The sequence below is a fragment of the Phyllobacterium sp. OV277 genome, assembly GCF_900104355.1.
Lineage (GTDB): Bacteria > Pseudomonadota > Alphaproteobacteria > Rhizobiales > Rhizobiaceae > Phyllobacterium.
Genome location: NZ_FNIY01000005.1, coordinates 129,886 through 152,199 on the forward strand (window position 1 = coordinate 129,886; position 22,314 = coordinate 152,199).

Here is a 22,314-nt window from a genome sequence, read left to right on the forward strand (position 1 = left end):
AGCCCAGGGGAACAGACAGACGCGGAGCAGATTGGAAAGCTCGAATGGGCCAATCCGCACCTTATGTCCCCTCGGCTTTCAGATAGCGGGATAGCGTCATGGTACCATGGGATGAGAAAAAGCTGAGTGATCTTCGCGCCAAATACGGCGAAAGCCATGGCGGCGAATTGTTTGACCCGACCTTTCGCAAAGTCGCAGACAAGATTTTCTCCAAGAGCGGCACACGACTTGCTCCCTATGCGGGCGTGCCGACGTTTCTGACTGCGCCTTACATGCCGGTTGATGCGGCGGCTCCCGATTTTGGAAATCTGCAGGTTGCTATTGTCGGCGTACCGATGGATCTCGGCGTTACCAACCGCCCCGGCTCGCGTTTTGGCCCACGGGCGCTGCGCACCATTGAGCGCATTGGCCCCTACAATCACGTACTTGAATGCGCGCCTGTCTTCGATCTGCGTGTTGCCGATATTGGCGATGTACCCTTTGCCAGCCGTTACCGACTGGAACAAAGCCATGACGATATCGAGCGCCGTTTCAACCAGATCGTCGACGCGGGCGTTGTACCCCTTGCCGTTGGCGGCGATCATTCGATCACCCATCCAATTCTCAAGGCGGTCGGTAAAAAGCGTCCGGTTGGCATGATCCACATCGATGCCCATTGCGATACCGGCGGTGCCTTCGACCAGACAAAGTTCCACCACGGCGGACCGTTCCGTAATGCGGTACTCGACGGCGTTCTTGACCCTACCCGCACAATCCAGATCGGCATCCGTGGGTCGGCGGAATATCTGTGGGAGTTCTCATACGAGTCCGGCATGACCGTCATCCATGCCGAAGAGGTCACTGGCCTCGGCATGCCCGCAATCATTGAGAAAGCCCGCAAGATTATCGGGGATGGCCCGACATATCTGTCCTTTGATATCGACAGTGTTGATCCAAGCTTTGCGCCGGGCACCGGTACGCCCGAAGTAGGCGGTCTGACCACGCGCGAAGTGCTGGAACTGATCCGTGGTCTCAAGGGTATCAACATTGTCGGCGGCGATGTGGTGGAAGTTGCCCCGCAATATGATGCAACGGCCAACACAGCCCATGCGGGCGCACAGGTGCTCTTCGAGATCCTGAGCCTGATGGTATTCAGCCCGTTTGTAACAGGCAAACGCGACTGATCCTTACACCTGACAAACGGTGCGGCGAGAACACCCTGCACCGTCAAACAATAACAAATGGGGACCGACATGACATTCAGAACTACGCTCAAATTATCCGTTGCCGCACTTCTGCTATTGGGCGGAGCCACCGTCGGCGCCCGCGCCGATGCCATCGACGACATCACCAAGGCGGGGGTTCTCAATGTTGGCGTCTTCGCTGACTTTCCACCCTTTTCCTCGGCCAGCGCCGATATGAGCCTCAAGGGTTATGATATCGATGTGGCGCAGGCTCTTGCTGATGCATTGAAGGTGAAGCTCAAGACCGTCAGCGTCACCGGCCAGAACCGTATTCCGTATCTTACCGAACATCGCGTCGATCTGCTGATGAGCGTCGGTTATAGCAAGGAACGCGAACAGGTCATTGATTTTGCTGCACGCTATGCGCCCTATTACATCGCGGTCATTGGCCCAAAGGCGCTTGCAGTGAAAGGCAAGGATGACCTTGCAGGCAAGAGCATCGCAGTCAATCGCGGCACACTCGAAGACACGTCCTTGACGGCTGCTGCTCCGGCCTCCGCCGATGTAAAACGCTTTGACAATTATAACGCCGTCATTCAGGCCTTTATCTCGGGCCAGACCCAGCTCATGGTGGTCGGCAACGATGTGGGCGCGCAGGTTCTTGCCCGTCAGGAAGCACTTGCGCCGGAGCAGAAATTCCAGCTTCTGACCTCGCCATCGCATATCGCCCTCAACAAGAAAGAAGACCGGCTCAAGCAGGCGATCAACGATGCCGTTGCCAAGATGCTTAGCGATGGTTCTTTGAACAAAAGCTCCGAAGCATGGCTCAAGACACCGCTCAATCCCGCAAACCTCAAGGATTAACAGGTGGGCTATGCGCTCGATTTCGGCTGGCTGAATGATGCGATCGGCATGATCGCCAGCGGCGCGGGCATGACGGTTTTCCTGATCGTCGTGACCTCCGTTGCTGGCACGGTGCTGAGCATCTTCGGTGCCATCGGGCGCCGCAGCCGTCATGCGATCCTGCGTAAGCTCGTTGCGGGTTATGTCGAACTGATCCGCAACACGCCATTTCTGGTGCAGCTGTTCTTCATCTTCTTCGGGCTGCCGCGTTTCGGCATCCGCCTTGATCCGGTGACGGCGGCGATCCTTGCCATGACCCTGAATATGGCGGCTTACAGCACCGAGATCGTTGGTGCTGGTCTGGACGCCGTGCCGAAAGGGCAGACCGAAGCGGCGAAGGCACTCGGTCTCCATCCAAGAATCATCTTCATCAAAGTCATCCTGCCGCAGGCGCTCAAGGTCATCTTCCCCGCTCTGACCAGCCAGATCATCATCATGATGCTCGAATCCGCAGTGGTGTCGCAGATCGCCGTGCGGGAATTGACCTATGAGGCAGATATGCTTCAGGCGCGCACATTCCGTGCCTTCGAGACCTACTTTATCGTGACCCTCGTTTATCTCGGGCTTAGTATCGGACTGCGCAGACTGCTTTATGCGGTTGGACGCCGGTCGATTGCCGGAGGTATGGCATGATCGAGTTCACCTTCTGGGACATAGCGCGCAATCTGCTTCTGGCCGCCCGCTGGACGGTTCTGCTTTCCGTCGTTGCCTTTACTGGAGGTGCTATTGTCGGCGTGGCGATCCTCCTGGCTCGTATCTCAAAACGGAAATGGCTAAGGCGTAGCGCCGAATATTATATCGGCCTGTTTCAGGGAACGCCTTTGCTCATGCAGCTGTTTCTGCTGTTTTTCGGCCTGCCCCTCCTTGGTTTTCGCATTGAGGCATGGACGGCAGCCGTGCTTGGCCTGACGCTCTGTGCCAGTGCCTTCCTTGCCGAAATCTGGCGCGGCGGCGTGCAATCCCTGCCAAACGGACAGTGGGACGCCGGGAGCAGTCTCGGCCTGCATTATGTCGCACAGTTGCGCCTGATTATCCTACCGCAGGCTTTCGCGATCACACGCGCGCCGACGGTGGGTTTTCTGGTCCAGCTGATCAAGAGCACGGCATTGACTTCGATCATCGGATTTGAGGAACTGGTCAGAACCTCGAACGCCATCAACAATGCAACATTCGAACCCTTCACCGTCTACGGACTGGTCGCGCTGATCTATTTTGTTCTGTGCTATCCGCTGACGCGCTACACTAAGAAATTGGAACTTCGTGCCGTGCAGCGTTAGGGCTTGCGCGGCTGTTGGCAAAAAGAGTGGGAATCAGCCAGAAACTGGCAGGAAAAGGAGATCGGACTATGGATACAATTCTCAAGAAACACGTCAGTCGGCGGACTGTGCTTGGTGCGGGTGCCCTCGGCGTTGCAATGCTCGCCATGCCATCAATACTGCGCGCGCAGGACAAGTCGCTGAAGATTGGCGTCTATGGCGGCTATTTCAAGAATTCGTTCGACAAGAACATTTTCCCTGAATTCACCAAGGCAACCGGAATCGCCGTTGAATCCGTCGCCGAACCAACAGGCGAAGCGTGGCTGGTTCAGCTGGAACAGGCCGCCAAGGCTGGTGCTGCCCCTGCCGACATTTCGATGATGTCACAGGTCGCCATGATTAAGGGACAGTCGACCAATCTGTGGACACCGCTTGACGTGTCGAAGCTGCCGAACTCCAAAAACCTGATTGACCGTTTCATCAACAAATACCCTGACGGACGTGTCGCCGGTATCGGTGCCGTTGCATGGTACATCACCCTTGTCACCAATACCGATGTCTACAAGGAAGCACCGACCTCATGGCAGGCACTTTGGGACCCGGCGAACGCTGACAAGCTTGGTCTGCTGGCGCTTGTTTCAAACTCGTTCCTTCTGGAAGTCACCGCCAAGACTTTCTTCGGTGGCACCAATGCCCTCGATACCGAAGAAGGTATCCTCAAGGTCTTCGACAAGCTCGCTGAAGTGAAGCCGAATGTCCGCCTCTGGTATCGCGATGAAGCGCAATTTGAACAGGCGCTGAAGTCAGGCGAAATTCCAATGGGCCAGTATTATCACGATGTAACGGGTCTTGCTGCATCCGAAGGGCATCCTGTTCGCTCGACTTTCCCGAAAGAAGGCGGCATTCAGGACTCCGGTTGCTGGGCACTGTCGCGCGCGTCGAAGAAGGTCGACGAAGCCCATATCTTCATCGATTATATGAGCCAGCCAGCCATTCAGGCGACATTGTCACGTAAAGTCGGAACAGCGCCAACGGTCAAGCGCGAACTGCTTGATCTGAATGACAAGGAATTCGCAGCGGTCTCATCGGATATCGAACCGATCCTGCCGCGCTACGATCTTTTGACGACCAAGGCCGATTTCCTCAACCAGAAATGGACCGAGCTGATTGTCGGTTGATTGCAACTGGCGGCCGGTGGCTGCAGATTGCGAGACTGTATCGGCGGGAAACCCGGATTATTCCAAACCGGGTTTCCCCTTGAATAAGACCAATGAAATGGGGGCTTGATGTCCGGACTGGTTCTCAACAATGTAACCAAGCAATTTGGTTCATTTACCGCCGTAGAAAACGTGCAGCTTTCCGTGCCGCACGGAACGTTTGTCTGCATGCTCGGACCATCGGGCTGCGGCAAGACTACGTTGCTGCGCATGATTGCGGGCCTTGATGATCCCACAGGCGGTTCCATTCTGCTTGATGGCGAAGACATAACCAAAGTCCCGACGCACAAGCGCAATCTTGGCATGGTGTTCCAGTCGCTGGCCCTGTTTCCTCATTTGAGCGTTGGTGAGAATATCGCCTACCCCTTGCGCATTCGCGGCAAAAGCCGCGAAGAACAGAAGAAGCGTGTTGATGAGCTTCTCGCCCTCATTCACCTTCCCGGCTATGGCGACCGGCCCGTTTCCAAACTATCGGGCGGGCAACGCCAGCGTGTGGCCATAGCCCGCGCCCTTGCGCTTTCCCCCAAACTTTTCCTGCTGGACGAACCACTCTCAGCGCTTGATGCAAAGTTGCGCGAGGCAATGCAGGTGGAACTGCGGCAGTTGCAGCAGAAGCTCGGCATTACCACCATTGTCGTCACCCACGACCAGCGCGAAGCGATGACCATGGCCGATACGGTGGTCGTGATGAATGGCGGCCACATCCGGCAGGCCGCCTCGCCGATCGAAATTTACCGCAAGCCTGCCGATACGTTTGTTGCTGATTTTATCGGCTCAACAAATCTCATCGAAACCACAGCTGACAGTTCCGGCGCAGCGACCGTTTTCGGAAACAAGGTCCCCGGCCTCATCCTGCCAGCCGGTATGCAGAAGGCAACGATTTCCGTTCGCCCCGAAGATGTTCATCTGACCGCGCCCGGTAATGGCGCTATCAACGGCATCGTGACCTTCGTGCGCGATCTCGGCGGCACAATTGAAACTTTTGTCGAAGCTGGTGGCAAACAGATCGTTGCCGTTTCAACACCGCGTGCGCGGCCTGAAGTCACCGCCGGACAGCAGGTGGGCATCGTGCTTGCGCCTGACGTTTGCGTGGTGCTCAAGCAATGAAGCGCGAAGCCCCGCAATCCGTAGCCGATTACGGTCCGCTGTTTTTCCCAGCCGGTATGCTGCTCGTCTTCTTTGTCGTGCCGTTTGGTACGATGATCGCCGTCAGCTTTTTCCAGCGTCAGCAAGGCGGCTTCTATACACCAGCCTTCGTCTTTTCCAATTACGAGCGCTTTCTCAGCGTCTTCTTTGGCGGTGTTCTTGGCTTCTCCCTGATGCTGGCAATTACGGTCGCCATATGTTGCGTCGTGCTTGCGCTGCCCTTCACCTATCTTTTGTCAAAGCTGCCACGCCGCTTACAGGTAATCTGGCTCGTCGCCCTGCTTTCCGTGCTGTCCCTATCGGAAGTCATTATCGGCTTTGCGTGGTCTACGCTGTTCTCGCGTACGGCCGGGATCACCAATATTCTCGTGCAGCTTGGTTTGATGAAACAGGCCGTTGCGCTTTCGCCCAGCTTCGGTGCGGTGCTGACAGGTATGGTCTATCAGGCCCTGCCCTATACGGTGCTGGTGCTTTACCCCGCTCTTGTCAGGCTTGATCCGACCCTGATGGAGGCGGCGCGAACGTTGGGTTCATCGCCGCTACGCGCCTTCTTCAACGTGCTTGTACCGGCGCTGCGCAATACGATCATGGCAACGCTCATTATGGTGTTCATTTTTGCGCTCGGTTCCTATCTGTTGCCGCAGATTCTTGGCAGGCCGCAGCACTGGACGCTTTCGGTCCTCATCACCGATCAAGCGATTTATCAGTCCAATATGCCATTCGCAGCTGCCATGGCCGTATTTCTGGTGCTCGTCACACTCGGTCTTGTGGCTCTTACTCTGCTCATCGGACGCAAGGGAGAAAAGGCATGACCACCTGGCTCCGGCGTCTTTACTTCTTTGCGATTGGCCTCTTTCTCGCGCTTCCATTGATGGTGGTAGCCGGGGTGTCAGTCAATGCCAAGCAGACCCTTGCATTTCCGCCGCAAGGCTTTTCACTGGCATGGTATGGCGAAATCTTTCTCAACCCGGAATGGCGCAGCGCGCTTTTCGCCTCTGTCCTGCTTGCCACCACTTCGGCGGCTTTGGCCGTGCTGATCGCGCTACCGCTTTCATGGTTTCTTTGGCGGCGGATTGCGCCATGGGCCAACATCTTCCAGGTCCTTGGCATCGCGCCGTTCACGCTGCCGCCCGTCATCACCGCGCTTGGCCTTCTCACGTTCTGGGCCACCACAGGTTTCTATGGCCAGCCATGGACCGCTGTTATCGGTCACGCAATCTTCTTCGTCACCTTGCCGCTCGTTACCCTGTCGCTTGGCTTCTCCGCTATTGATCGCTCTTTCGTTGAAGCTGCTGCCACGATGGGCGCCAATGACCGCACCATCTTTCGCACGGTGATCCTGCCGTTAATCCTGCCCTATCTGGTGTCGGGCTATGCCTTTGCTTTCGTGTTGTCGCTCAACGAATATATCGTTGCCTATATGACCGTAGGCTTTACGCTGGAAACCCTGCCTATCAAAATTTTCAATGCCCTGCGTTATGGCTACACGCCAACCATGGCATCGGTCACGATCCTGTTTGTCGCGACTGCGGCAGTGATTTTCTCGCTGGTTGCCAAATTCGGCGATCTGCCAAAACTTCTCGGTGCCATGGCTACGGACGATAAATGATGCGGATTGCAGCGCTTCAAATGCAGGCGGTTTGTGGCGATGTCGGCGCAAATCTTGCGCGTATAGAACAGGCCGCCGTGGATGCAGCAAAAGCTGGTGCCGACCTTCTGGTCGTACCGGAGCTTGCCCTGACAGGCTATGGTGCGGGCGACGCAATCACGGCATTGGCAGAACCTGCAAATGGCAGTCAGATTAGCCAGCTACAGGCAATATCCAAAGCAAATGCCATAGCCATCATCGCTGGCTTTGCCGAGCGTGACGGCTACCATGTTTATAACAGTGCAGCTTATGTCTGCGGCGATGCGCAGCCAGTGGTTTACCGCAAATCACATCTCTATGGCGATTATGAGCGAGCCCTGTTCAGCCCGGAAAAACCTGCAAGCTGCATCGTCCAGATAGCCGGATTAAAGCTCGGGATACTCATCTGCTACGATGTGGAATTTCCGGAAAATGTACGTCGCCTTGCACAGGCTGGCGCCCAGATGGTCATTGTGCCAACAGCTCTTCCTGCGGGTCCATCCGGCACGTTCATTGCTGGCCATATGATTCAGGTGCGCGCCTTCGAGAACCAGATATTTGTCGCCTATGTCAATCATGCTGATAATGACGGGCGCTTTAGTTTTGCCGGTCTGTCACGCATTGCGGCACCTGATGGCAGCTTGATTGCCGCCTCTACCGATACGAAAGAGCAACTGCTGTTTGCCGATATTAACAGGCACATGTTTGCCGCTTCCATCGAAAACAATCCCTATCTGAAAGACCTCGCACTGTTATGACCGACATAATTGATACCGACGTTCTCATAATCGGCGCTGGCATTGCCGGTGTTGGAGCCGCCGCCGAGCTGGCCAGTACCCACAAGGTCATCATTCTCGAACGGGAGAGCCAGCCAGCCTATCATTCGACAGGACGTTCGGCAGCAATCTTCCTGCCCAATTACGGCAATGACGTCATTCGTGCGCTCAATCGGGCCAGTGCGCCAATGTTCATGCAGCGCGATACAAAGCTGTTTCCCGAGCCGCTGCTGACACTGCGCGGTTCGCTGACTGTTGCTGACGATACCGGCATCGAACGCTGCGAAGACCTGCTCAAGAACGGTGTCAATGTCGATGAAATCAGCGCCGATCGCGCGGTTGAAATGGTTCCGATCCTCAATCGCGAATACATCAAGGCGGCCTGTTATCAGGCCGAGGCACAGGACATCGATGTGAACGCCCTGCATCAGGGTTGGCTGCGCAAGGCCACTGGCCTCGGCGTAGACCTTCGCACAAACGCGGAGGTTATCAGTGCCACGCGTGTAAATGGTTTGTGGCTCGTCGAAACACCTGATCAAATATTCCGCGCTCAAATCGTCGTCAATGCTGCGGGTGCCTGGGCTGATGTCATAGCGGGTATTTTCGGCGGCAAGCCGCTTGGCCTTACGCCGTTGCGCCGCAGTATCGCAGTTCTCCCCGTACCTGAAGGCTATGACACCCGAGGCTGGCCGCTGGTCGATGACGCCAATGAAGCATGGTATCTCAAGCCCGACGGCGGGAGGCTGTTCGTCTCGCCTTGCGATGAAACCCCGGTTGAGCCGCACGATGCCTATGTCGATGACATGGTACTGGCTGAGGGTCTCTATCGCTATGAGCAGGCGGTTACGGTGCCCGTTAATCGTGTTGAACGGAGCTGGGCAGGTCTCCGCACTTTTGCGCCTGACCGTACCCCCGTTGCGGGCTTTGACGCTGAACTTGATGGGTTCTTCTGGCTCGCCGGACAGGGCGGCTATGGTATCCAGACGGCACCGGCCCTCTCGCAATTCACTGCAACGCTTATTCGCCAGCAATCGCTGCCGGATGCGCTGGCACAAATCGCCCCGCGCCTTTCTGCTACCCGTTTTCAGCCGAACAATGGGTAGCCCCCGAAGATTTCCGTCTGGCTGCCCACTTCTGACCTGATAAAATCGCTGAGCACACGAATGCGCGGCGTATTGACGATATCCTCATGGCAGATCAGCCAGTAATCGCGGTTGAGGTGCATCTCTTTTGCCAAAACGGGCACCAGCTCAGGATAATTGCAGGCGATGAAATAGGGCAGGATACAAAGACCGAAGCCGGAACGCGCAGCGCTCAATTGGGCAAAGATACTTGAGCTTTGATAGGCAGGCCGCAAGCCCGGCAGAATCTCGCGCATATAATCGAGCCCCGGCGTGAAAATCATATCCTCAATGTAACCAATGAACCGGTGGCCAGAGAGATCTGACCGCTGGCGGATTGCCGGATGTTTCGCCAGATAGTCCTTCGCACCATAAATGAAGAGGCGATACGGCATCAGCTTTTCCTGATGGTAGGGGCCGGTGCGCGTCGCATTCAATGTTATCGATAAATCAGCCTCGCGACGCGAAAGCGAAACAATCTGCTGGATCGTCACCATCTCCACGGAAAGGCTGGGATAGGCCTGCGCCATCCGCGGCAGCCGGTCCGCCAGAAAGAAATTGGCGATGCCCTCGAGAATGCTCAGACGCACAACACCGCTCAGCGAAATCGTGCCGCCGGATGCCTCATTTTGAAAGCGTTCCGCTTCGCGTTCCATGATTTCAGCGGATTCGATCAGCTTTTCGCCCAGCGCCGTGAGGATATAGCCACGCGGGTTGCGTTCGAACAGCCGCGCGGAAAGTGCCTCTTCCAGCCGGTCTATGCGGCGGGAGACGGTGACGTGATTGGTGCGCAAACGGCGGGCGGCCGTCGTAAGCTGGCCAGTGCGCGCCACGGCCAGAAAATACTGAAGATCATCCCACGTATATTGCCGCACGGCCCCACCTTAATGTACATTTTTGTACTTATTCTGTTCGAAAATAGGTGTTTGTGTACTTATTTGTCAATGCTACAGTTTTTTCAACAGAGTGGTTGCCCGTCAGAAGAAACGGGACAATCATAGGGGCAAGAATTATCCGGCAGAGAGAATGACTGACCGGATTGAGGGAGGGAGAACCGAACCGGTTGCGCGCAGACATATCTGCGTCATGTCTCCGGGTCATTTTCAATCGAGACGATCAAGCCCGCGACGGTCCATCATACGATGATCCTGTGAGCGGCATTTCTTTGGGAGGAGAACAGAATGAAATTATTGGCAATAGCAACCGCAGCCCTTATGGCGGCAACCGTCATGCCTGCGGCAAGTGCAGAGATTTCCGACGGCAAGGTGAAGATTGGTATCCTGAACGATCAGTCTGGCGTCTATGCGGATTTCGGTGGCAAGTGGTCCTATGAAGCGGCAAAGATGGCTGCCGAGGATTTTGGCGGCAAGGTGCTGGATGCACCGATCGAGATCATCACCGCCGACCATCAGAACAAGCCTGATATTGCCTCCAATATCGCCCGCCAATGGTATGATACCGAACAGGTCGACTCGATCATGGAGTTGACCACATCATCCGTTGCGCTTGCCGTGCAGGGCATCTCCAAGGAAAAGAAGAAGATCGATCTTGTAACCGGTGCGGCGACAGCTGAACTGACCGGCAAGCAGTGCTCGCCCTATGGTTTCCATTGGGCTTATGACACCCATGCTCTCGCCGTTGGTACCGGCGGCGCGCTCGTCAAGCAGGGCGGCGATACATGGTTTTTCCTGACTGCCGATTATGCCTTCGGCTATTCTTTGGAAGAGCAGACAAGCAAGTATGTCACCTCCAAAGGCGGTAAGATTGTTGGCTCCGTGCGCCATCCGCTTGCAAACAGCGACTATTCCTCGTTCCTGCTACAGGCACAATCATCGGGCGCAAAGGTCATCGGCCTTGCCAATGCCGGACTTGATACGGCGAATGCTATCAAGCAGGCAGCCGAATTCGGTATCGTAGCCGGTGGCCAGCGTCTGGCCGCCCTGCTCTTTACACTGGCCGAAGTGCACGGTCTTGGCCTTGAAGCGGCTCAGGGATTGACGCTGACGGAAAGCTTCTACTGGGATCGCGATGACCAGTCCCGTGAGTTCGGGCGCAAGTTCTTCAAGCGCACAGGCCGTATGCCAAACATGATTCAGGCTGCGACCTATTCCGGCGTCATGCAATATCTGAAGGCTATTCAGAAAGCCGGAACTGACGATACGGTAAAGGTTGCCGCAGCGATGCATGAAATGCCCGTTGATGACGTCTTCGGACGGGGTGCCAAGGTTGGTGCCAATGGCCGCCTGATCAGCGATGTCTATCTGATGGAAGTCAAGAAGCCCTCGGAAAGCAAGGAGCCATGGGACTATTACAAGGTTCTCGCCACGGTTCCCGGTGACGAAGCTTACATGAAGCCAGCCGAAAGCGGCTGCGATCTGGCCAAGTAATCCGTATGACGGCTTCGCTAACAGGCACGGCTTTCGGGGGAGGACAGACCTCTCCCGGCAACGCCGACAACGCTGAGTCCCGGGTGGTTCTCTCCGCCCGTGGCCTGCGCCGGGACTTTGGCGGCTTCATTGCTGTCAACAATGTGGATCTGGATGTTCAGCATGCACAAGTGCATGCGCTGATCGGCCCGAACGGGGCGGGAAAGACCACTGTTTTCAATCTGTTGACGAAATTTCTGCAACCATCGAGCGGTACAATCACCCTGCTTGATCACGACATCACCAGAACCGACCCGGCCAAGGTTGCCCGGATGGGACTGGTGCGCTCGTTCCAGATCTCTGCGGTTTTCCCGCATCTGACAGTCCTCGACAATGTGCGCGTTGCCCTGCAGCGCCCCGGTGGACTGTCCACCCAATTCTGGCTGCCAACCAGTGCGCTCAACCGTCTGAATGACCGCGCCATGGAACTGATCAGCGCTGTCGGCTTACAGGATGCGCGCAACAAACTTGCCGCTGACCTTTCCTATGGCCGCAAGCGCGTATTGGAAATTGCAACAACGCTGGCGCTCGACCCCAAGGTGCTGCTGCTGGATGAACCCATGGCCGGTATGGGCCACGAGGACGTGCACATCGTTTCCGACATTATCCGCGAAGTTGCCCGCGACCGGGCTATTCTCATGGTGGAACACAATCTGAAGGTCGTTGCGGACCTTTGCGACAAGGTCACCGTTTTGCAGCGCGGCGAAATCCTCATCTCCGGCGACTACCAGACTGTCAGCCAGGATGAACGGGTGCGTGTCGCCTATATGGGGACCGAACATGAGTGAAACCAAACCTCTTCTCGCCGTTCGCGATCTCCACGCATGGTACGGCGAAGGCCACGCGCTGCATGGTATCAATCTTGATATTCACGAGGGCGAAACCGTGACACTTCTTGGCCGCAACGGTGTTGGCAAGACCACGACCCTGCGTTCCATCATGGGCATCATTCGCAAGCGTACCGGCAGCATCACATTTAACGGCAAAGACATGATGCGCGTGCCGCTGCACCGCACGGCCCATGCGGGCATTGGTTTTGTGCCAGAAGAACGCGGCATCTTCGCAACGCTGTCCGTCGACGAAAATCTCAACCTGCCCCCTATTGTTGCCAAGGGCGGCATGTCCATTGCCGAGATTTACGACCTGTTCCCCAATCTGAAAGAGCGGCGCAACAGTCCGGGCACAAAACTTTCCGGCGGTGAACAGCAGATGCTGGCGATTGCCCGCATCCTGCGCACCGGCGTCAAACTCTTGCTGCTTGACGAGCCAACTGAAGGTCTCGCGCCTGTTATCGTCCAGCGCATCGGCGAAGTACTTGTCACCCTGAAACAACGCGGCATGACCATCCTGCTCGTCGAGCAGAATTTCCGTTTCGCCAGCAAGGTCGCAGACCGGTTCTATGTGGTGGACCACGGCAAGATTATCGACAATTTCCATGTCCGGGAACTGCCGGACCGCATGACCATGCTCAATGAAGCGCTGGGAGTCTGATCCATGACAATGATCTTCGGCGTTCCACTTCAGGCCTTTCTTGGACAGTTGCTCATCGGTCTGATCAACGGCTCCTTTTATGCCATGCTCAGCCTTGGCCTTGCGATCATCTTCGGTCTGCTGCGCGTGATCAATTTCGCCCATGGCGCCCAGTACATGCTGGGGGCCTTCATCGGTTATCTTCTGTTGGCACAACTGGGTATCGGCTATTGGCCTGCCCTGCTCCTCGCGCCGATTGTGGTCGGCGTTGCAGGTGCAATCGTCGAGCGCGTGGCACTTTCGCGCCTCTATAATCTTGACCATCTCTATGGGCTGCTCTTCACCTTCGGCCTTGCGCTCGTGATTGAAGGCACGTTCCGTTATTACTACGGTGCAGCGGGTCAACCCTATGCGGTGCCATCAGCGCTTGCCGGTGGTTACAATCTCGGTTTCATGTTCCTGCCGAAATATCGTGCCTGGGTGGTGATTGCGTCCCTTGCCGTCTGCATCGGCACATGGCTGCTGATCGAGAAAACACGGCTGGGCTCGTATCTGCGCGCTGCCACAGAAAATCCAACCCTCGTGCGGGCTTTTGGCATCAATGTGCCACTGCTTCTGACCTTTACCTATGGTCTGGGCGCAGGCCTTGCCGGTCTTGCCGGTATTATGGCAGCACCGATCTATCAGGTGAGCCCATTGATGGGGTCGAACCTGATCATCGTCGTGTTCGCTGTCGTCGTGGTGGGTGGCATGGGCTCCATTCTTGGCGCCATCGTCACCGGCTATATGCTCGGTATTTTCGAAGGTTTGACCAAGGTGTTCTATCCGGAAGCCTCGAATATCGTGATCTTCGTCATCATGGCGATTGTCCTGCTTGTCCGTCCGGCAGGCCTGTTCGGCAAGGAGGTCTGATTATGACCGATACAACAATTTCTTCCGTTCAGAAAAACAAGTTCTTTACGCTTGAAATGGTGCTGATCCTTATCGGCGTTGGGTTGCTTATTCTGGCACCGTTCCATTTCTATCCGGTCTTCCTGATGAAGGTGTTGTGCTTTGCGCTTTTTGCCTGCGCGTTCAACCTTCTGCTTGGCTATACGGGTATTCTTTCCTTCGGCCATGCGGCTTTCTTCGGTGGAGCCGCCTATTTCACCGCCCATTCGGTCAAAGAGTGGGGCTTTCCGCCTGAACTTGGCATCCTGCTCGGCGTCTTCGGCGCGGCCTTTTTGGGCCTGATCATCGGTTTCTTCGCCATTCGCCGTCAGGGCATCTATTCAACGATGATCACGCTTGCCCTCTCGCAGATGTTTTTCTTCTTCTGCCTGCAGGCATCTTTCACCAAAGGCGAGGACGGCATTCAGGGCGTGCCACGCGGCAAACTGCTGGGCTTCATCAATCTCAATGATCCGCTCAACATGTATTTCTTCGTGCTGGCGGTGTTCCTGATCGGCATATTCATCATCTGGCGCATCATCAACTCGCCATTCGGCATGATCCTGAAATCCGTCCGGGAAAATGAGAACCGCGCCATATCGCTGGGTTATTCGGTTGCCCGCTACAAGCTTGCAGCTTTCGTCATGTCAGCCGCCCTTACAGGTCTGGCGGGCGGTTTGAAAGCCATCGTCTTTCAGTTCGCGACATTGACCGACGTCAGTTGGCAGATGTCCGGTGAAGTCGTTCTGATGACCCTGCTAGGCGGTATCGGCACGCTGGTTGGTCCGATCGTCGGTGCAGGATTTGTCTCCGCGCTGGAAAACTATCTCGCCACCTCGGAATTTCCGGTCACCGTCATCACAGGCATCATTTTCATGGTCTGCGTGCTTGTATTCCGGCGCGGCGTGATCGGTGAACTCTACGCTTCACGCCTTGGCAAGAAACTCGAGAGCAACTCCGGGCACTGACATGACAGCCAGCTATGACTACATCATCGTCGGGGCGGGCACGGCAGGCTGCACCTTGGCCAACCGTTTGTCGAAAGACCCGAATGTGTCGGTTCTGCTGCTTGAAGCGGGTGGTAAGGACAACTATCCCTGGATTCACATTCCGGTCGGCTATCTCTACTGCATTTCCAATCCGCGCACGGATTGGTGCTTTTCAACGGAAGCTGAACCGGGCCTCAATGGCCGTATCCTGAACTATCCGCGCGGAAAAGTGCTGGGCGGCTGTTCATCGATCAACGGCATGATCTATATGCGCGGTCAGGCGCGCGACTACGATTTATGGCGGCAGGACGGTTGCACCGGTTGGGGCTGGGACGATGTTCTGCCCTACTTTCGTAAATCGGAGGATTATTATCTGGGTGCCGACGATTTCCATGGATCGGGCGGCGAATGGCGCGTGGAAGAAGCGCGGCTCCACTGGGATATTCTCGATGCCTTTCGTGATGCCGCCGAGGCAGCCGGTATTCCGCGCACCGACGATTTCAATCGCGGCGACAATGAAGGCAGTTCCTATTTCAAGGTGAATCAGAAGCGCGGCATTCGCTGGAACACGGCAAAGGCATTTCTTCGTCCGGCTATGAAACGCCCCAATCTCAGGGTCGAGACCGGTGCCCATGTGCGCAAGCTTATTATCGATGACCTGACTGCCAAGGGCGTGGAAATTGAACAGGCGGGAACGATCCACAGGATCGATTGCAGACGGGAGGTCATCCTTGCAGCTGGAGCCGTGGGCTCACCACAAATTCTTGAATTGTCGGGCATCGGACGCGGCGAGATCATGCAGAACGCAGGAATTACACCTGTTCTCGAGCGGCGCTCAGTCGGCGAAAATCTTCAGGACCACCTGCAACTGCGGTGCGCCTATAAGGTAACTGGTATTCCGACACTCAACGAAAAAGCCAATCGCCTGCTTGGCAAAGCATCGATTGCCCTTGAATATCTCTTCAACCAATCCGGCCCTATGTCGATGGCACCAAGCCAACTGGGTGTATTCACCCGCTCGGACCCGTCTTTCGCCACTGCGAATCTGCAATATCACGTACAGCCGCTTTCGCTGGAAAAGTTCGGTGAAAATGTTCACCCCTTCCCTGCCTTTACCGCCAGTGTCTGTAATCTTAGGCCCGATAGTCGCGGTTCGGTTCACGTCAAATCGCCTGATTACCGCGCGCATCCGGCTATCCGTCCGAATTATCTTGCAACGGACAGCGACCGCCGCGTGGCTGCGGATTCAATTCGCATCACTCGAAACATTGTGGCGCAGGAACCGTTGCAACGCTATCGGCCGGAAGAATTCAAACCGGGCCCGCAATATCAAAACGAGGCGGAACTGATTGAAGCGGCAGGAGCCATTGGCACGACGATCTTCCATCCTGTCGGCACTTGCCGTATGGGCGCCGATCAGGAGTCCGTGGTCGATCCGCAATTGCGCGTACGCGGCATTAAAGGCCTGCGTATATCAGATGCTTCGATCATGCCATCTATCACGTCAGGCAATACCAACTCCCCGACAATCATGATTGCCGAAAAGGCGGCCGAGATGATTATCAGCGCTTGAGCCCAATTGATCTCTTTGCTATCATTGAGATCAATGGAGGCATTAATGACCGGAAATTTGCACGTCAGAAATCTCGACGACGACCTGATCACGAGGCTCAAACTGCGCGCGGCGCGGCACGGGCGCTCGACGGAGGCGGAACATCGCGAAATTTTGCGCCAGGCTTTGGAAACAGAAGTTGAACCTTCGTTCGATGAATTAGCGGCACAATTGCGTAAACTCACAACGAAACGGCAACAAACGCCCTCTGAAGTGTTGCTGCGCGAAGGGCGCGACGAACGCTAATGGACACTCTTATTATCGACGCCAGCATTGCCATCAAATGGGTCGTCGAAGAAGAGGGTACAGAGGAAGCCGTCAAACTGCGTGGACGCTATAAGTTTGCGGCTCCGGATCTGCTGGTTGCCGAATGTGCAAACATTCTTTGGAAGAAAGTACAGCGAAACGAGCTTGTACCAGACGAAGCACGGCTTGCAGCGCGCCTGCTTCAACGCGCGGATATTGAACTGATCTCCATGCGTGGGCTACTGGAAGAAGCAGCAATGCTCGCGATATTGCTCGGCCACCCAGCCTATGACTGCATCTATCTGGCGCTGGCCAAACAACGACAGTGCCGCTTTGTCACGGCTGATGAAAGACTCCGGCGTGTCATTCAACAAAAGGCCGCGAAAGAACTTAGTTCACTCTGCGTATCGCTTGATCAAATTAACAAGACGACTTGATCAAGCCCGAAATCACTGGATTGTAATTGTCACAGCCGTCGACTGACTCCCACCAGTAAAATCATCCGGTGCGGAGGGAACTGGCGATGCACGACGAACCACATCAAGAATATATTGATCCAGTTCAGGCTTTCCCGAACTGACTGCTATTCTAGATGAGGTGATATCACCGCTTCTTGTAAAAGTAAGAGCAACCCTAGCACTACCCGCTCCATGATTACGACCTCCCGGACGACGCGCATAACGGGCGAGATAAGAATTGATTTTTTGGCCCCAGCTTTGTGCTGCACGGGCTGAAGCCGCACGCGATATGCTCGGCTGCTGCTTTGCTTCCACCACAGTATCGCTCTTAATGTCCGCCACCACTGTCTTTACTGGCTTACGGACAACTTTCTTCGGAACCTCTTTCTTCGGTTCCGGTTTGACAACAGGAAGCGGCACTTCAACCTTTGGCAGTTCAACCGTTTCCTCCGGCTGCACTTTCTCTGGCACAACCTGTTCCTCCGGCGTTGGTTGAGGTTCCGGCTCAACTGGCTTTTCCGGTTGGATTTCGGGAGCAGCGGCTTCCTGTTGAACGGGCTCCGGCGTTACCTTTTCCGGTTCAACAGGCGGCAGTTCAGCAACAGCCTCAGGCACGATTGGCGCTGGCAACGGCTCCATATCGATCATCACGGCAGCGGCAACTTCACCGCCATTTGCGTCTGACTGGTAGCTATATCCGTACCAGCCAGCGCCCGCATGAACACCAATCGCCACGACGGCCGCTGCGGACCACAAGCCAATTTCACGCCAGTTCGTTTGAAACCGGCCTGCCATGGGTGCTACTGGCCTGTCTGGCATTATTGCGCGCTTCCCGTTGGTGCAGGCGTGGCCGGAGCCAACGGTGCGCTTTCAAGCCCGACAAGCGCGATCTTGAGATACCCACTGGCGCGCAAGGTATTCATCAGATCCATCAGCGCGCCATAATCCACAGCGCGGTCGGCGCGCAGGAACACGCGTGTCTCCTTGTCGCCCTGCGTCTTCTGATCAAGGAACGCACCAAGCGTTTCCTTTGTCACCATGTCATTGACGATTGCGATGGTGTGATCTTCTTTCAAAGTGAGATAAAGCGGTTTGTCAGGACGGTTAGCGGGTACTGCCGTCGATGCCGGCAGATCGACATTGATATCGACGGTCGCCAATGGCGCTGCCACCATGAAAATGATTAGCAGAACCAGCATGACATCGATAAACGGTGTCACGTTAATCTCGTGGTTTTCCTGCAAATCGTCGTCAGAAACGTTGTGTCTGATACCGCCAGCCATGATCTGTACCTTTATTCTGCCGCTGCAGGGCGTGCCTGATGCACCTGAGGTACAAGCGCAAAATCCACATCACGGCTGACAAGACGTTCAACGCCCGCCGACGCGTCAGCCAGCAATTGCCGGTAACCAGTAATCGACCGGGCAAACACGTTGTAGATCACAACTGCGGGGATGGCTGCGACGAGGCCGATAGCCGTGGCCAGAAGAGCTTCCGCGATCCCGGGAGCCACGATGGCGAGATTGGTTGTCTGCGATTCTGAGATACCGATGAACGAGTTCATGATGCCCCACACCGTGCCGAAAAGACCAACGAAGGGAGCGGTTGAACCGATTGTTGCAAGCACACCTGTGCCACGGCTCATGCGGCGCCCAGCCTGTGCCTCGATACGCGACAGACGCGAGGCAACGCGTTCTTTCAGGCCATCCGCACCGGCATAATTGCGCGCTTCCTGCGACATCCGCACTTCCTCGCGCGCCGCATTAACCAATTGCACACCCGGTCCACCCCGCCCTTCAAGCGCCTGCTCCGCATCGCGCAGCGTACGGGCATTGCCAATTGCATTGAGGGCGCGATAAGCGCGAACACGCGCACCAGCAAGTTCCAACGTCTTGGCGAGCCAGACAGTCCAGGTGATAAGCGAAGCAAAGGCGAGGCCGATCATGACACCCTTCACCACCCAGTCTGCAGCCATGAACATGCCCCATGGTGACAGGTTGTGTGGCAGGTTCGCCTTGTTCGCTGCCGCGGGCGCTGCTGGTGCGGAGGCAATCGGTGAGGGTGCAGGGCTTACAGCGGGCGCAGAACCAGAAGCTTGAGGCGCAGGTGCGGCTTCAACAGGGCTCTGTTGTGCAGGTTGCGGTGCCTGAGAAGCGGTTTCCTGTGCCATCACAGGGGAAATCAAAGACAACAGAAGTGCGGAGGTAAGCGCCGCTGCCCTGATCCTTACAGAAACATTCTGCATTGGTGAAAACCTGTCTGTATTTTTCCGCATGGCTTTTGTCTTTCGCTTCTTCCGCCGCCCCGGTCATCTCGTCGCGATAATGCATCCATTATCCAAGGCTCCGATGCGTGGCGCATGGTCTGTTGGAGCGGCTGTAATATTCCTGAGTATAATAATCAACTATTAACTTCTGCAACCCCGGGTTTTAAATGCTTTGCATTTTTGAGCTTTTCAATCGCTCCGCCGGGCGTTGTCGCCATCAAAGCCTCGCCGCCAATAGGCGACCACATGGTGTTTTTCGCGATCATGTTTGAGTTTTTTACGCAGATGGGCGCGAATTCGTTTGAAGTCGTTAAATTCACAGCCGGCCCACACGAAGGTATCAGCTGAAAGAGCGGAGGCATCCAGTTCCTCAACAATATCAGCCAGCTTGCCAGTTGTTCCCGCCGGTGAACCATGACGATACAACCAGCGAACATCAACCTGCGCAGGCGATTGCAATGGCTGCCGGTCATCGGGACCGTCAATCTCAAGAATAACCGTTGCTTTTGTCTGGGCGTGCAAGTTCTGCAGAATACGGCCAATGGCTGGCAAAGCGGTTTCGTCACCGATCAGCAATTGTTGCGGTGCGCCCAATATGCCGCCTCCGCCCGGTCCTGTCATACCGACGATATCACCGGATTTGGCGTTCAGTGCCCATGTTGCACCCGGCGTATTCTCACCGGGATGAACGACCATATCGATATCGACTTCGCCCCGGTCCACGTCGATATTGCGGATCGTATAAACACGGGCGATCAGCGCATCTTCACCGCCCGCCCACACGGGTCGGCCATCGCGGCCCATGGTTGGCCATTTCGGAGCCCTGCCCTCGGGTACGAACAGGAGCCGGATATGCAGACCGCCGATAGCAAAACGAGCCAAATTCTCACCCCGCAATCTTATACGTCGCATATGCGGGGTAAGGTCCTGGGCACTCACCACACGCATTTCGCGGAAGTAAGGAAGCTCCGAGCTGGTCAGGCCATCGCCCACCCAGAATAATTGCGGCTTCTCATTGCCGGCAATGTCCAGAATATTATCGGCCAGCACCATGCGTACGTAAGCAAGGGAGGTCTCGTCATCGGCCTCAACGTCAAGGGAAAGTACGTCGCCAACGATTGTCAGATGCGCTTTGCCATAGGGTGTCTGAATGCGCCCTTCCAGATCGTCCCGCTCAACATGTGCATGTTCGGCAAATACATTGCAAAGCTTGTCGAGCATGACACCGGGCGCCAAGAGTTTAACCGTAGCAGAGCTGCTTAGAACATTCGGCGTGGCGGACATCGGTATTCTCCTGGCACTTTCTTCCTGCCAGTCGTCCATAAAGAGGATCGCAGGACAGGTCGCCGGGACCCTAATAAAATATGATCAATTTAGTCAAGTATTAATACGAGGAATTTCTGCTCTTGCACCGATCACAAAAACGGGATGTCAGACGATACCCCAGGCGCGGTAACGTCCTCTACCTGTCATCTCGCGAACGCCCAATTCGGTAATCAGATTTAGAGCACCGCGCGGCGAGACCTTTAGCTCTTTTGCTACCAATGATGTCGAAACCATAGGTCGCGACAGGATCAGATCGATCATACCCGGTAGACTGGATGTGGAGCGCCGGTCCTTCAGCTTCCGCTCCATCTGGACACGGGCAAGGCTCAAACGGTCAATCTCTTTCAAACTGGCCATGGCCGATGTTTGTGCAGCCTCGAGAAAAGCAGTAAGACGCGTGTTGGGATTACGGGCACGGCGGCGATCGCGTGGTATCGCGCGCAAACCCGCATTGAATGCCGCCAAATGCGCCCGTGTCTTCAAACGCTCGCGCAGCATCGAGGCGACCAGCATGGGACCGAGCCAATGCTGGTGTTGCAAGGGTTCAATCTCTTCCCACGCATCCCAGAGCAAGGCTGCTGCCAGCATGGGAGGCAGATCACGGGTCCGGTCCATGACTGCGAACCATTGATCCATGCGGCCATCTTCATCCCAGTCCGGATCATAAACCAGGGGATCACCATCCGGCGTCAAATCCCCGGCGGAAGAAGCCCTCCGCCTGACCTGCTGCTTGCTATCTGCCTCCGGCGAAGGTTTCTCGGCAGGCTGGTTCAACAGGCGTTCGGAACGGTTGAGCAACGCATCCAGCCGCGCCAATTCTTCTTCAAAGGCATTTTCCGCCTCTGATCCAGCTTCTGGGGCAGTTTCGAGTTCAGGTCGCCTCACCGGTTCGCTTGGCACAGGCGCAAGAAGTGCGTCCGCGCCCCAGCGGCCACGCAAGCTGGCTATGCCCTTGGGGCTCAATGCCCATTGCGCCGGGCTCGCGGCGATCTGGCGCCGTGTTCGCAATATCGCATGGGCGCGGGTCAGTTCATGCGTTGGTGTTCTGATATCCATTCGCGCATCATGGAGAACCAGATCCTCCACATGAACGAGTTCGCCTGCCAGCCAGAGCGCGTTGCAGGCCTCCATGAAATGTGAGCGTGCAATCCAGCCTTCGTTCTCACGCAGCAATCCGTCCTTTGACTGACGGCTACTCAATTCACCAAAGTCACCCTTGCGCGCGACCCGCTCGTCCAGCCGCGCCAAGGCATCTTCTGCAGCCACAATAGGGCGAAGCAGCTCTTTCAGGGAGTAATTTGCAGAATCATAAGTCATTGAAATCATGTTAGGCGAATAGTGAAAGTGAAGCTATTGCCTTGAGATAAATGGATACCTGCAAA

The 22,314-nt window shown here is 55.8% G+C and carries 24 protein-coding genes; 18 read left to right on the plus strand and 6 right to left on the minus strand.

The features are described from left to right. The first annotated feature begins 98 nt into the window (after nt 1–98). From speB to BLU05_RS17545, 10 genes are all read left to right on the plus strand, one after another. On the plus strand, nt 99–1,163 hold the full coding sequence (gene speB / locus BLU05_RS17500; protein ID WP_091882647.1) for an agmatinase: 1,065 nt from the start codon (nt 99–101) through the stop codon (nt 1,161–1,163). 69 nt (nt 1,164–1,232) lie between these two features. Then, nucleotides 1,233–2,027 carry a transporter substrate-binding domain-containing protein gene (locus BLU05_RS17505; protein WP_091883152.1) on the plus strand — a complete coding sequence of 265 codons (795 nt, stop codon included), beginning with the start codon at nt 1,233–1,235 and terminating at the stop codon, nt 2,025–2,027. Nucleotides 2,028–2,030: 3 nt separating this feature from the next. Then, complete coding sequence (locus BLU05_RS17510) at nt 2,031–2,699, plus strand: amino acid ABC transporter permease (RefSeq protein ID WP_175540651.1); 669 nt, start codon at nt 2,031–2,033, stop codon at nt 2,697–2,699. Beyond that, the gene (locus BLU05_RS17515) at nt 2,696–3,343 is read left to right on the plus strand and encodes an amino acid ABC transporter permease (RefSeq protein WP_091882650.1); all 648 of its coding nucleotides are present in this window, start codon (nt 2,696–2,698) and stop codon (nt 3,341–3,343) included. Before BLU05_RS17510 ends, BLU05_RS17515 begins: the two co-directional genes overlap by 4 nt. 68 nt (nt 3,344–3,411) lie before the next feature. After that, the gene (locus tag BLU05_RS17520; protein ID WP_091882653.1) at nt 3,412–4,500 is read left to right on the plus strand and encodes an ABC transporter substrate-binding protein; all 1,089 of its coding nucleotides are present in this window, start codon (nt 3,412–3,414) and stop codon (nt 4,498–4,500) included. Between the two features lie 108 nt (nt 4,501–4,608). Further along, nucleotides 4,609–5,646 carry an ABC transporter ATP-binding protein gene (locus BLU05_RS17525; protein ID WP_091882656.1) on the plus strand — a complete coding sequence of 346 codons (1,038 nt, stop codon included), beginning with the start codon at nt 4,609–4,611 and terminating at the stop codon, nt 5,644–5,646. After that, complete coding sequence (locus BLU05_RS17530) at nt 5,643–6,497, plus strand: ABC transporter permease (protein ID WP_091882659.1); 855 nt, start codon at nt 5,643–5,645, stop codon at nt 6,495–6,497. Before BLU05_RS17525 ends, BLU05_RS17530 begins: the two co-directional genes overlap by 4 nt. Then, on the plus strand, nt 6,494–7,294 hold the full coding sequence (locus BLU05_RS17535; RefSeq protein WP_091882662.1) for an ABC transporter permease: 801 nt from the start codon (nt 6,494–6,496) through the stop codon (nt 7,292–7,294). Before BLU05_RS17530 ends, BLU05_RS17535 begins: the two co-directional genes overlap by 4 nt. Beyond that, a complete protein-coding gene (locus BLU05_RS17540; RefSeq protein WP_091882665.1) occupies nt 7,291–8,070 on the plus strand; it encodes a carbon-nitrogen hydrolase family protein in 780 nt (259 codons plus the stop codon). The genes BLU05_RS17535 and BLU05_RS17540 overlap by 4 nt, the downstream gene beginning before the upstream one ends. Then, nucleotides 8,067–9,191 (plus strand): NAD(P)/FAD-dependent oxidoreductase, encoded by a 1,125-nt coding sequence (locus tag BLU05_RS17545; protein WP_091882668.1) that lies wholly within the window; start codon nt 8,067–8,069, stop codon nt 9,189–9,191. Before BLU05_RS17540 ends, BLU05_RS17545 begins: the two co-directional genes overlap by 4 nt. Here the strand turns inward: BLU05_RS17545 and BLU05_RS17550 are convergent. After that, on the minus strand, nt 9,173–10,084 hold the full coding sequence (locus BLU05_RS17550; protein WP_091882670.1) for a LysR family transcriptional regulator: 912 nt from the start codon (nt 10,082–10,084) through the stop codon (nt 9,173–9,175). The genes BLU05_RS17545 and BLU05_RS17550 overlap by 19 nt on opposite strands. A 306-nt stretch (nt 10,085–10,390) precedes the next feature. Between BLU05_RS17550 and BLU05_RS17555 the strand changes: the two genes are divergently transcribed. The 8 genes from BLU05_RS17555 to BLU05_RS17590 are packed head-to-tail and all read left to right on the plus strand — an operon-like array spanning nt 10,391 to nt 17,319. After that, nucleotides 10,391–11,596 (plus strand): ABC transporter substrate-binding protein, encoded by a 1,206-nt coding sequence (locus BLU05_RS17555; protein ID WP_091882672.1) that lies wholly within the window; start codon nt 10,391–10,393, stop codon nt 11,594–11,596. Nucleotides 11,597–11,601: 5 nt separating this feature from the next. After that, complete coding sequence (locus tag BLU05_RS17560) at nt 11,602–12,423, plus strand: ABC transporter ATP-binding protein (RefSeq protein WP_244518407.1); 822 nt, start codon at nt 11,602–11,604, stop codon at nt 12,421–12,423. Continuing rightward, complete coding sequence (locus BLU05_RS17565; protein WP_091882675.1) at nt 12,416–13,126, plus strand: ABC transporter ATP-binding protein; 711 nt, start codon at nt 12,416–12,418, stop codon at nt 13,124–13,126. The genes BLU05_RS17560 and BLU05_RS17565 overlap by 8 nt, the downstream gene beginning before the upstream one ends. Nucleotides 13,127–13,129: 3 nt before the next feature. Next, the gene (locus tag BLU05_RS17570; RefSeq protein ID WP_091882678.1) at nt 13,130–14,017 is read left to right on the plus strand and encodes a branched-chain amino acid ABC transporter permease; all 888 of its coding nucleotides are present in this window, start codon (nt 13,130–13,132) and stop codon (nt 14,015–14,017) included. 2 nt (nt 14,018–14,019) lie between these two features. After that, nucleotides 14,020–15,003: a branched-chain amino acid ABC transporter permease gene (locus tag BLU05_RS17575; RefSeq protein WP_091882680.1), complete on the plus strand. Its 984-nt coding sequence runs from the start codon at nt 14,020–14,022 to the stop codon at nt 15,001–15,003. 1 nt (nt 15,004) lies between these two features. Beyond that, nucleotides 15,005–16,597, plus strand: coding sequence for a GMC family oxidoreductase (locus tag BLU05_RS17580; protein WP_091882683.1), 1,593 nt, complete (start codon nt 15,005–15,007; stop codon nt 16,595–16,597). Between the two features lie 45 nt (nt 16,598–16,642). Next, a complete protein-coding gene (locus tag BLU05_RS17585) occupies nt 16,643–16,882 on the plus strand; it encodes a FitA-like ribbon-helix-helix domain-containing protein (RefSeq protein ID WP_091882686.1) in 240 nt (79 codons plus the stop codon). Next, a complete protein-coding gene (locus tag BLU05_RS17590; RefSeq protein WP_091882689.1) occupies nt 16,882–17,319 on the plus strand; it encodes a type II toxin-antitoxin system VapC family toxin in 438 nt (145 codons plus the stop codon). The genes BLU05_RS17585 and BLU05_RS17590 overlap by 1 nt, the downstream gene beginning before the upstream one ends. A gap of 12 nt (nt 17,320–17,331) precedes the next feature. On the opposite strand, the gene BLU05_RS17595 is transcribed toward BLU05_RS17590, so the two are convergent. From BLU05_RS17595 to BLU05_RS17615, 5 genes are all read right to left on the minus strand, one after another. Then, on the minus strand, nt 17,332–18,159 hold the full coding sequence (locus tag BLU05_RS17595) for a TonB family protein (protein WP_091882692.1): 828 nt from the start codon (nt 18,157–18,159) through the stop codon (nt 17,332–17,334). Continuing rightward, entirely contained in the window at nt 18,159–18,623 is a 465-nt protein-coding gene (gene exbD, locus BLU05_RS17600; RefSeq protein ID WP_091882695.1) for a TonB system transport protein ExbD, read from the minus strand. Before exbD ends, BLU05_RS17595 begins: the two co-directional genes overlap by 1 nt. A gap of 11 nt (nt 18,624–18,634) precedes the next feature. Continuing rightward, nucleotides 18,635–19,585, minus strand: a complete 951-nt coding sequence (exbB, locus tag BLU05_RS17605) for a tonB-system energizer ExbB (protein WP_091882698.1) — start codon at nt 19,583–19,585, stop codon at nt 18,635–18,637. A gap of 210 nt (nt 19,586–19,795) precedes the next feature. Continuing rightward, entirely contained in the window at nt 19,796–20,890 is a 1,095-nt protein-coding gene (locus BLU05_RS17610) for a siderophore-interacting protein (RefSeq protein ID WP_091882701.1), read from the minus strand. A gap of 147 nt (nt 20,891–21,037) precedes the next feature. Further along, the gene (locus tag BLU05_RS17615) at nt 21,038–22,249 is read right to left on the minus strand and encodes an RHE_PE00001 family protein (protein WP_091883161.1); all 1,212 of its coding nucleotides are present in this window, start codon (nt 22,247–22,249) and stop codon (nt 21,038–21,040) included. Nucleotides 22,250–22,314 lie beyond the last annotated feature (65 nt).

Coding starts and splice junctions, on each gene's coding strand:
- exbB (WP_091882698.1), bottom strand. CDS start 19,585: ATGCAGAATGTTTCTGTAAGGATCAGGGCAGCGGCGCTTACCTCCGCA.
- BLU05_RS17505 (WP_091883152.1), top strand. CDS start 1,233: ATGACATTCAGAACTACGCTCAAATTATCCGTTGCCGCACTTCTGCTA.
- BLU05_RS17525 (WP_091882656.1), top strand. CDS start 4,609: ATGTCCGGACTGGTTCTCAACAATGTAACCAAGCAATTTGGTTCATTT.
- BLU05_RS17580 (WP_091882683.1), top strand. CDS start 15,005: ATGACAGCCAGCTATGACTACATCATCGTCGGGGCGGGCACGGCAGGC.
- BLU05_RS17555 (WP_091882672.1), top strand. CDS start 10,391: ATGAAATTATTGGCAATAGCAACCGCAGCCCTTATGGCGGCAACCGTC.
- exbD (WP_091882695.1), bottom strand. CDS start 18,623: ATGGCTGGCGGTATCAGACACAACGTTTCTGACGACGATTTGCAGGAA.
- BLU05_RS17535 (WP_091882662.1), top strand. CDS start 6,494: ATGACCACCTGGCTCCGGCGTCTTTACTTCTTTGCGATTGGCCTCTTT.
- BLU05_RS17610 (WP_091882701.1), bottom strand. CDS start 20,890: ATGTCCGCCACGCCGAATGTTCTAAGCAGCTCTGCTACGGTTAAACTC.
- BLU05_RS17585 (WP_091882686.1), top strand. CDS start 16,643: ATGACCGGAAATTTGCACGTCAGAAATCTCGACGACGACCTGATCACG.
- BLU05_RS17560 (WP_244518407.1), top strand. CDS start 11,602: ATGACGGCTTCGCTAACAGGCACGGCTTTCGGGGGAGGACAGACCTCT.
- speB (WP_091882647.1), top strand. CDS start 99: ATGGTACCATGGGATGAGAAAAAGCTGAGTGATCTTCGCGCCAAATAC.
- BLU05_RS17515 (WP_091882650.1), top strand. CDS start 2,696: ATGATCGAGTTCACCTTCTGGGACATAGCGCGCAATCTGCTTCTGGCC.
- BLU05_RS17570 (WP_091882678.1), top strand. CDS start 13,130: ATGACAATGATCTTCGGCGTTCCACTTCAGGCCTTTCTTGGACAGTTG.
- BLU05_RS17565 (WP_091882675.1), top strand. CDS start 12,416: ATGAGTGAAACCAAACCTCTTCTCGCCGTTCGCGATCTCCACGCATGG.
- BLU05_RS17595 (WP_091882692.1), bottom strand. CDS start 18,159: ATGCCAGACAGGCCAGTAGCACCCATGGCAGGCCGGTTTCAAACGAAC.
- BLU05_RS17590 (WP_091882689.1), top strand. CDS start 16,882: ATGGACACTCTTATTATCGACGCCAGCATTGCCATCAAATGGGTCGTC.
- BLU05_RS17615 (WP_091883161.1), bottom strand. CDS start 22,249: ATGACTTATGATTCTGCAAATTACTCCCTGAAAGAGCTGCTTCGCCCT.
- BLU05_RS17540 (WP_091882665.1), top strand. CDS start 7,291: ATGATGCGGATTGCAGCGCTTCAAATGCAGGCGGTTTGTGGCGATGTC.
- BLU05_RS17575 (WP_091882680.1), top strand. CDS start 14,020: ATGACCGATACAACAATTTCTTCCGTTCAGAAAAACAAGTTCTTTACG.
- BLU05_RS17545 (WP_091882668.1), top strand. CDS start 8,067: ATGACCGACATAATTGATACCGACGTTCTCATAATCGGCGCTGGCATT.
- BLU05_RS17530 (WP_091882659.1), top strand. CDS start 5,643: ATGAAGCGCGAAGCCCCGCAATCCGTAGCCGATTACGGTCCGCTGTTT.
- BLU05_RS17520 (WP_091882653.1), top strand. CDS start 3,412: ATGGATACAATTCTCAAGAAACACGTCAGTCGGCGGACTGTGCTTGGT.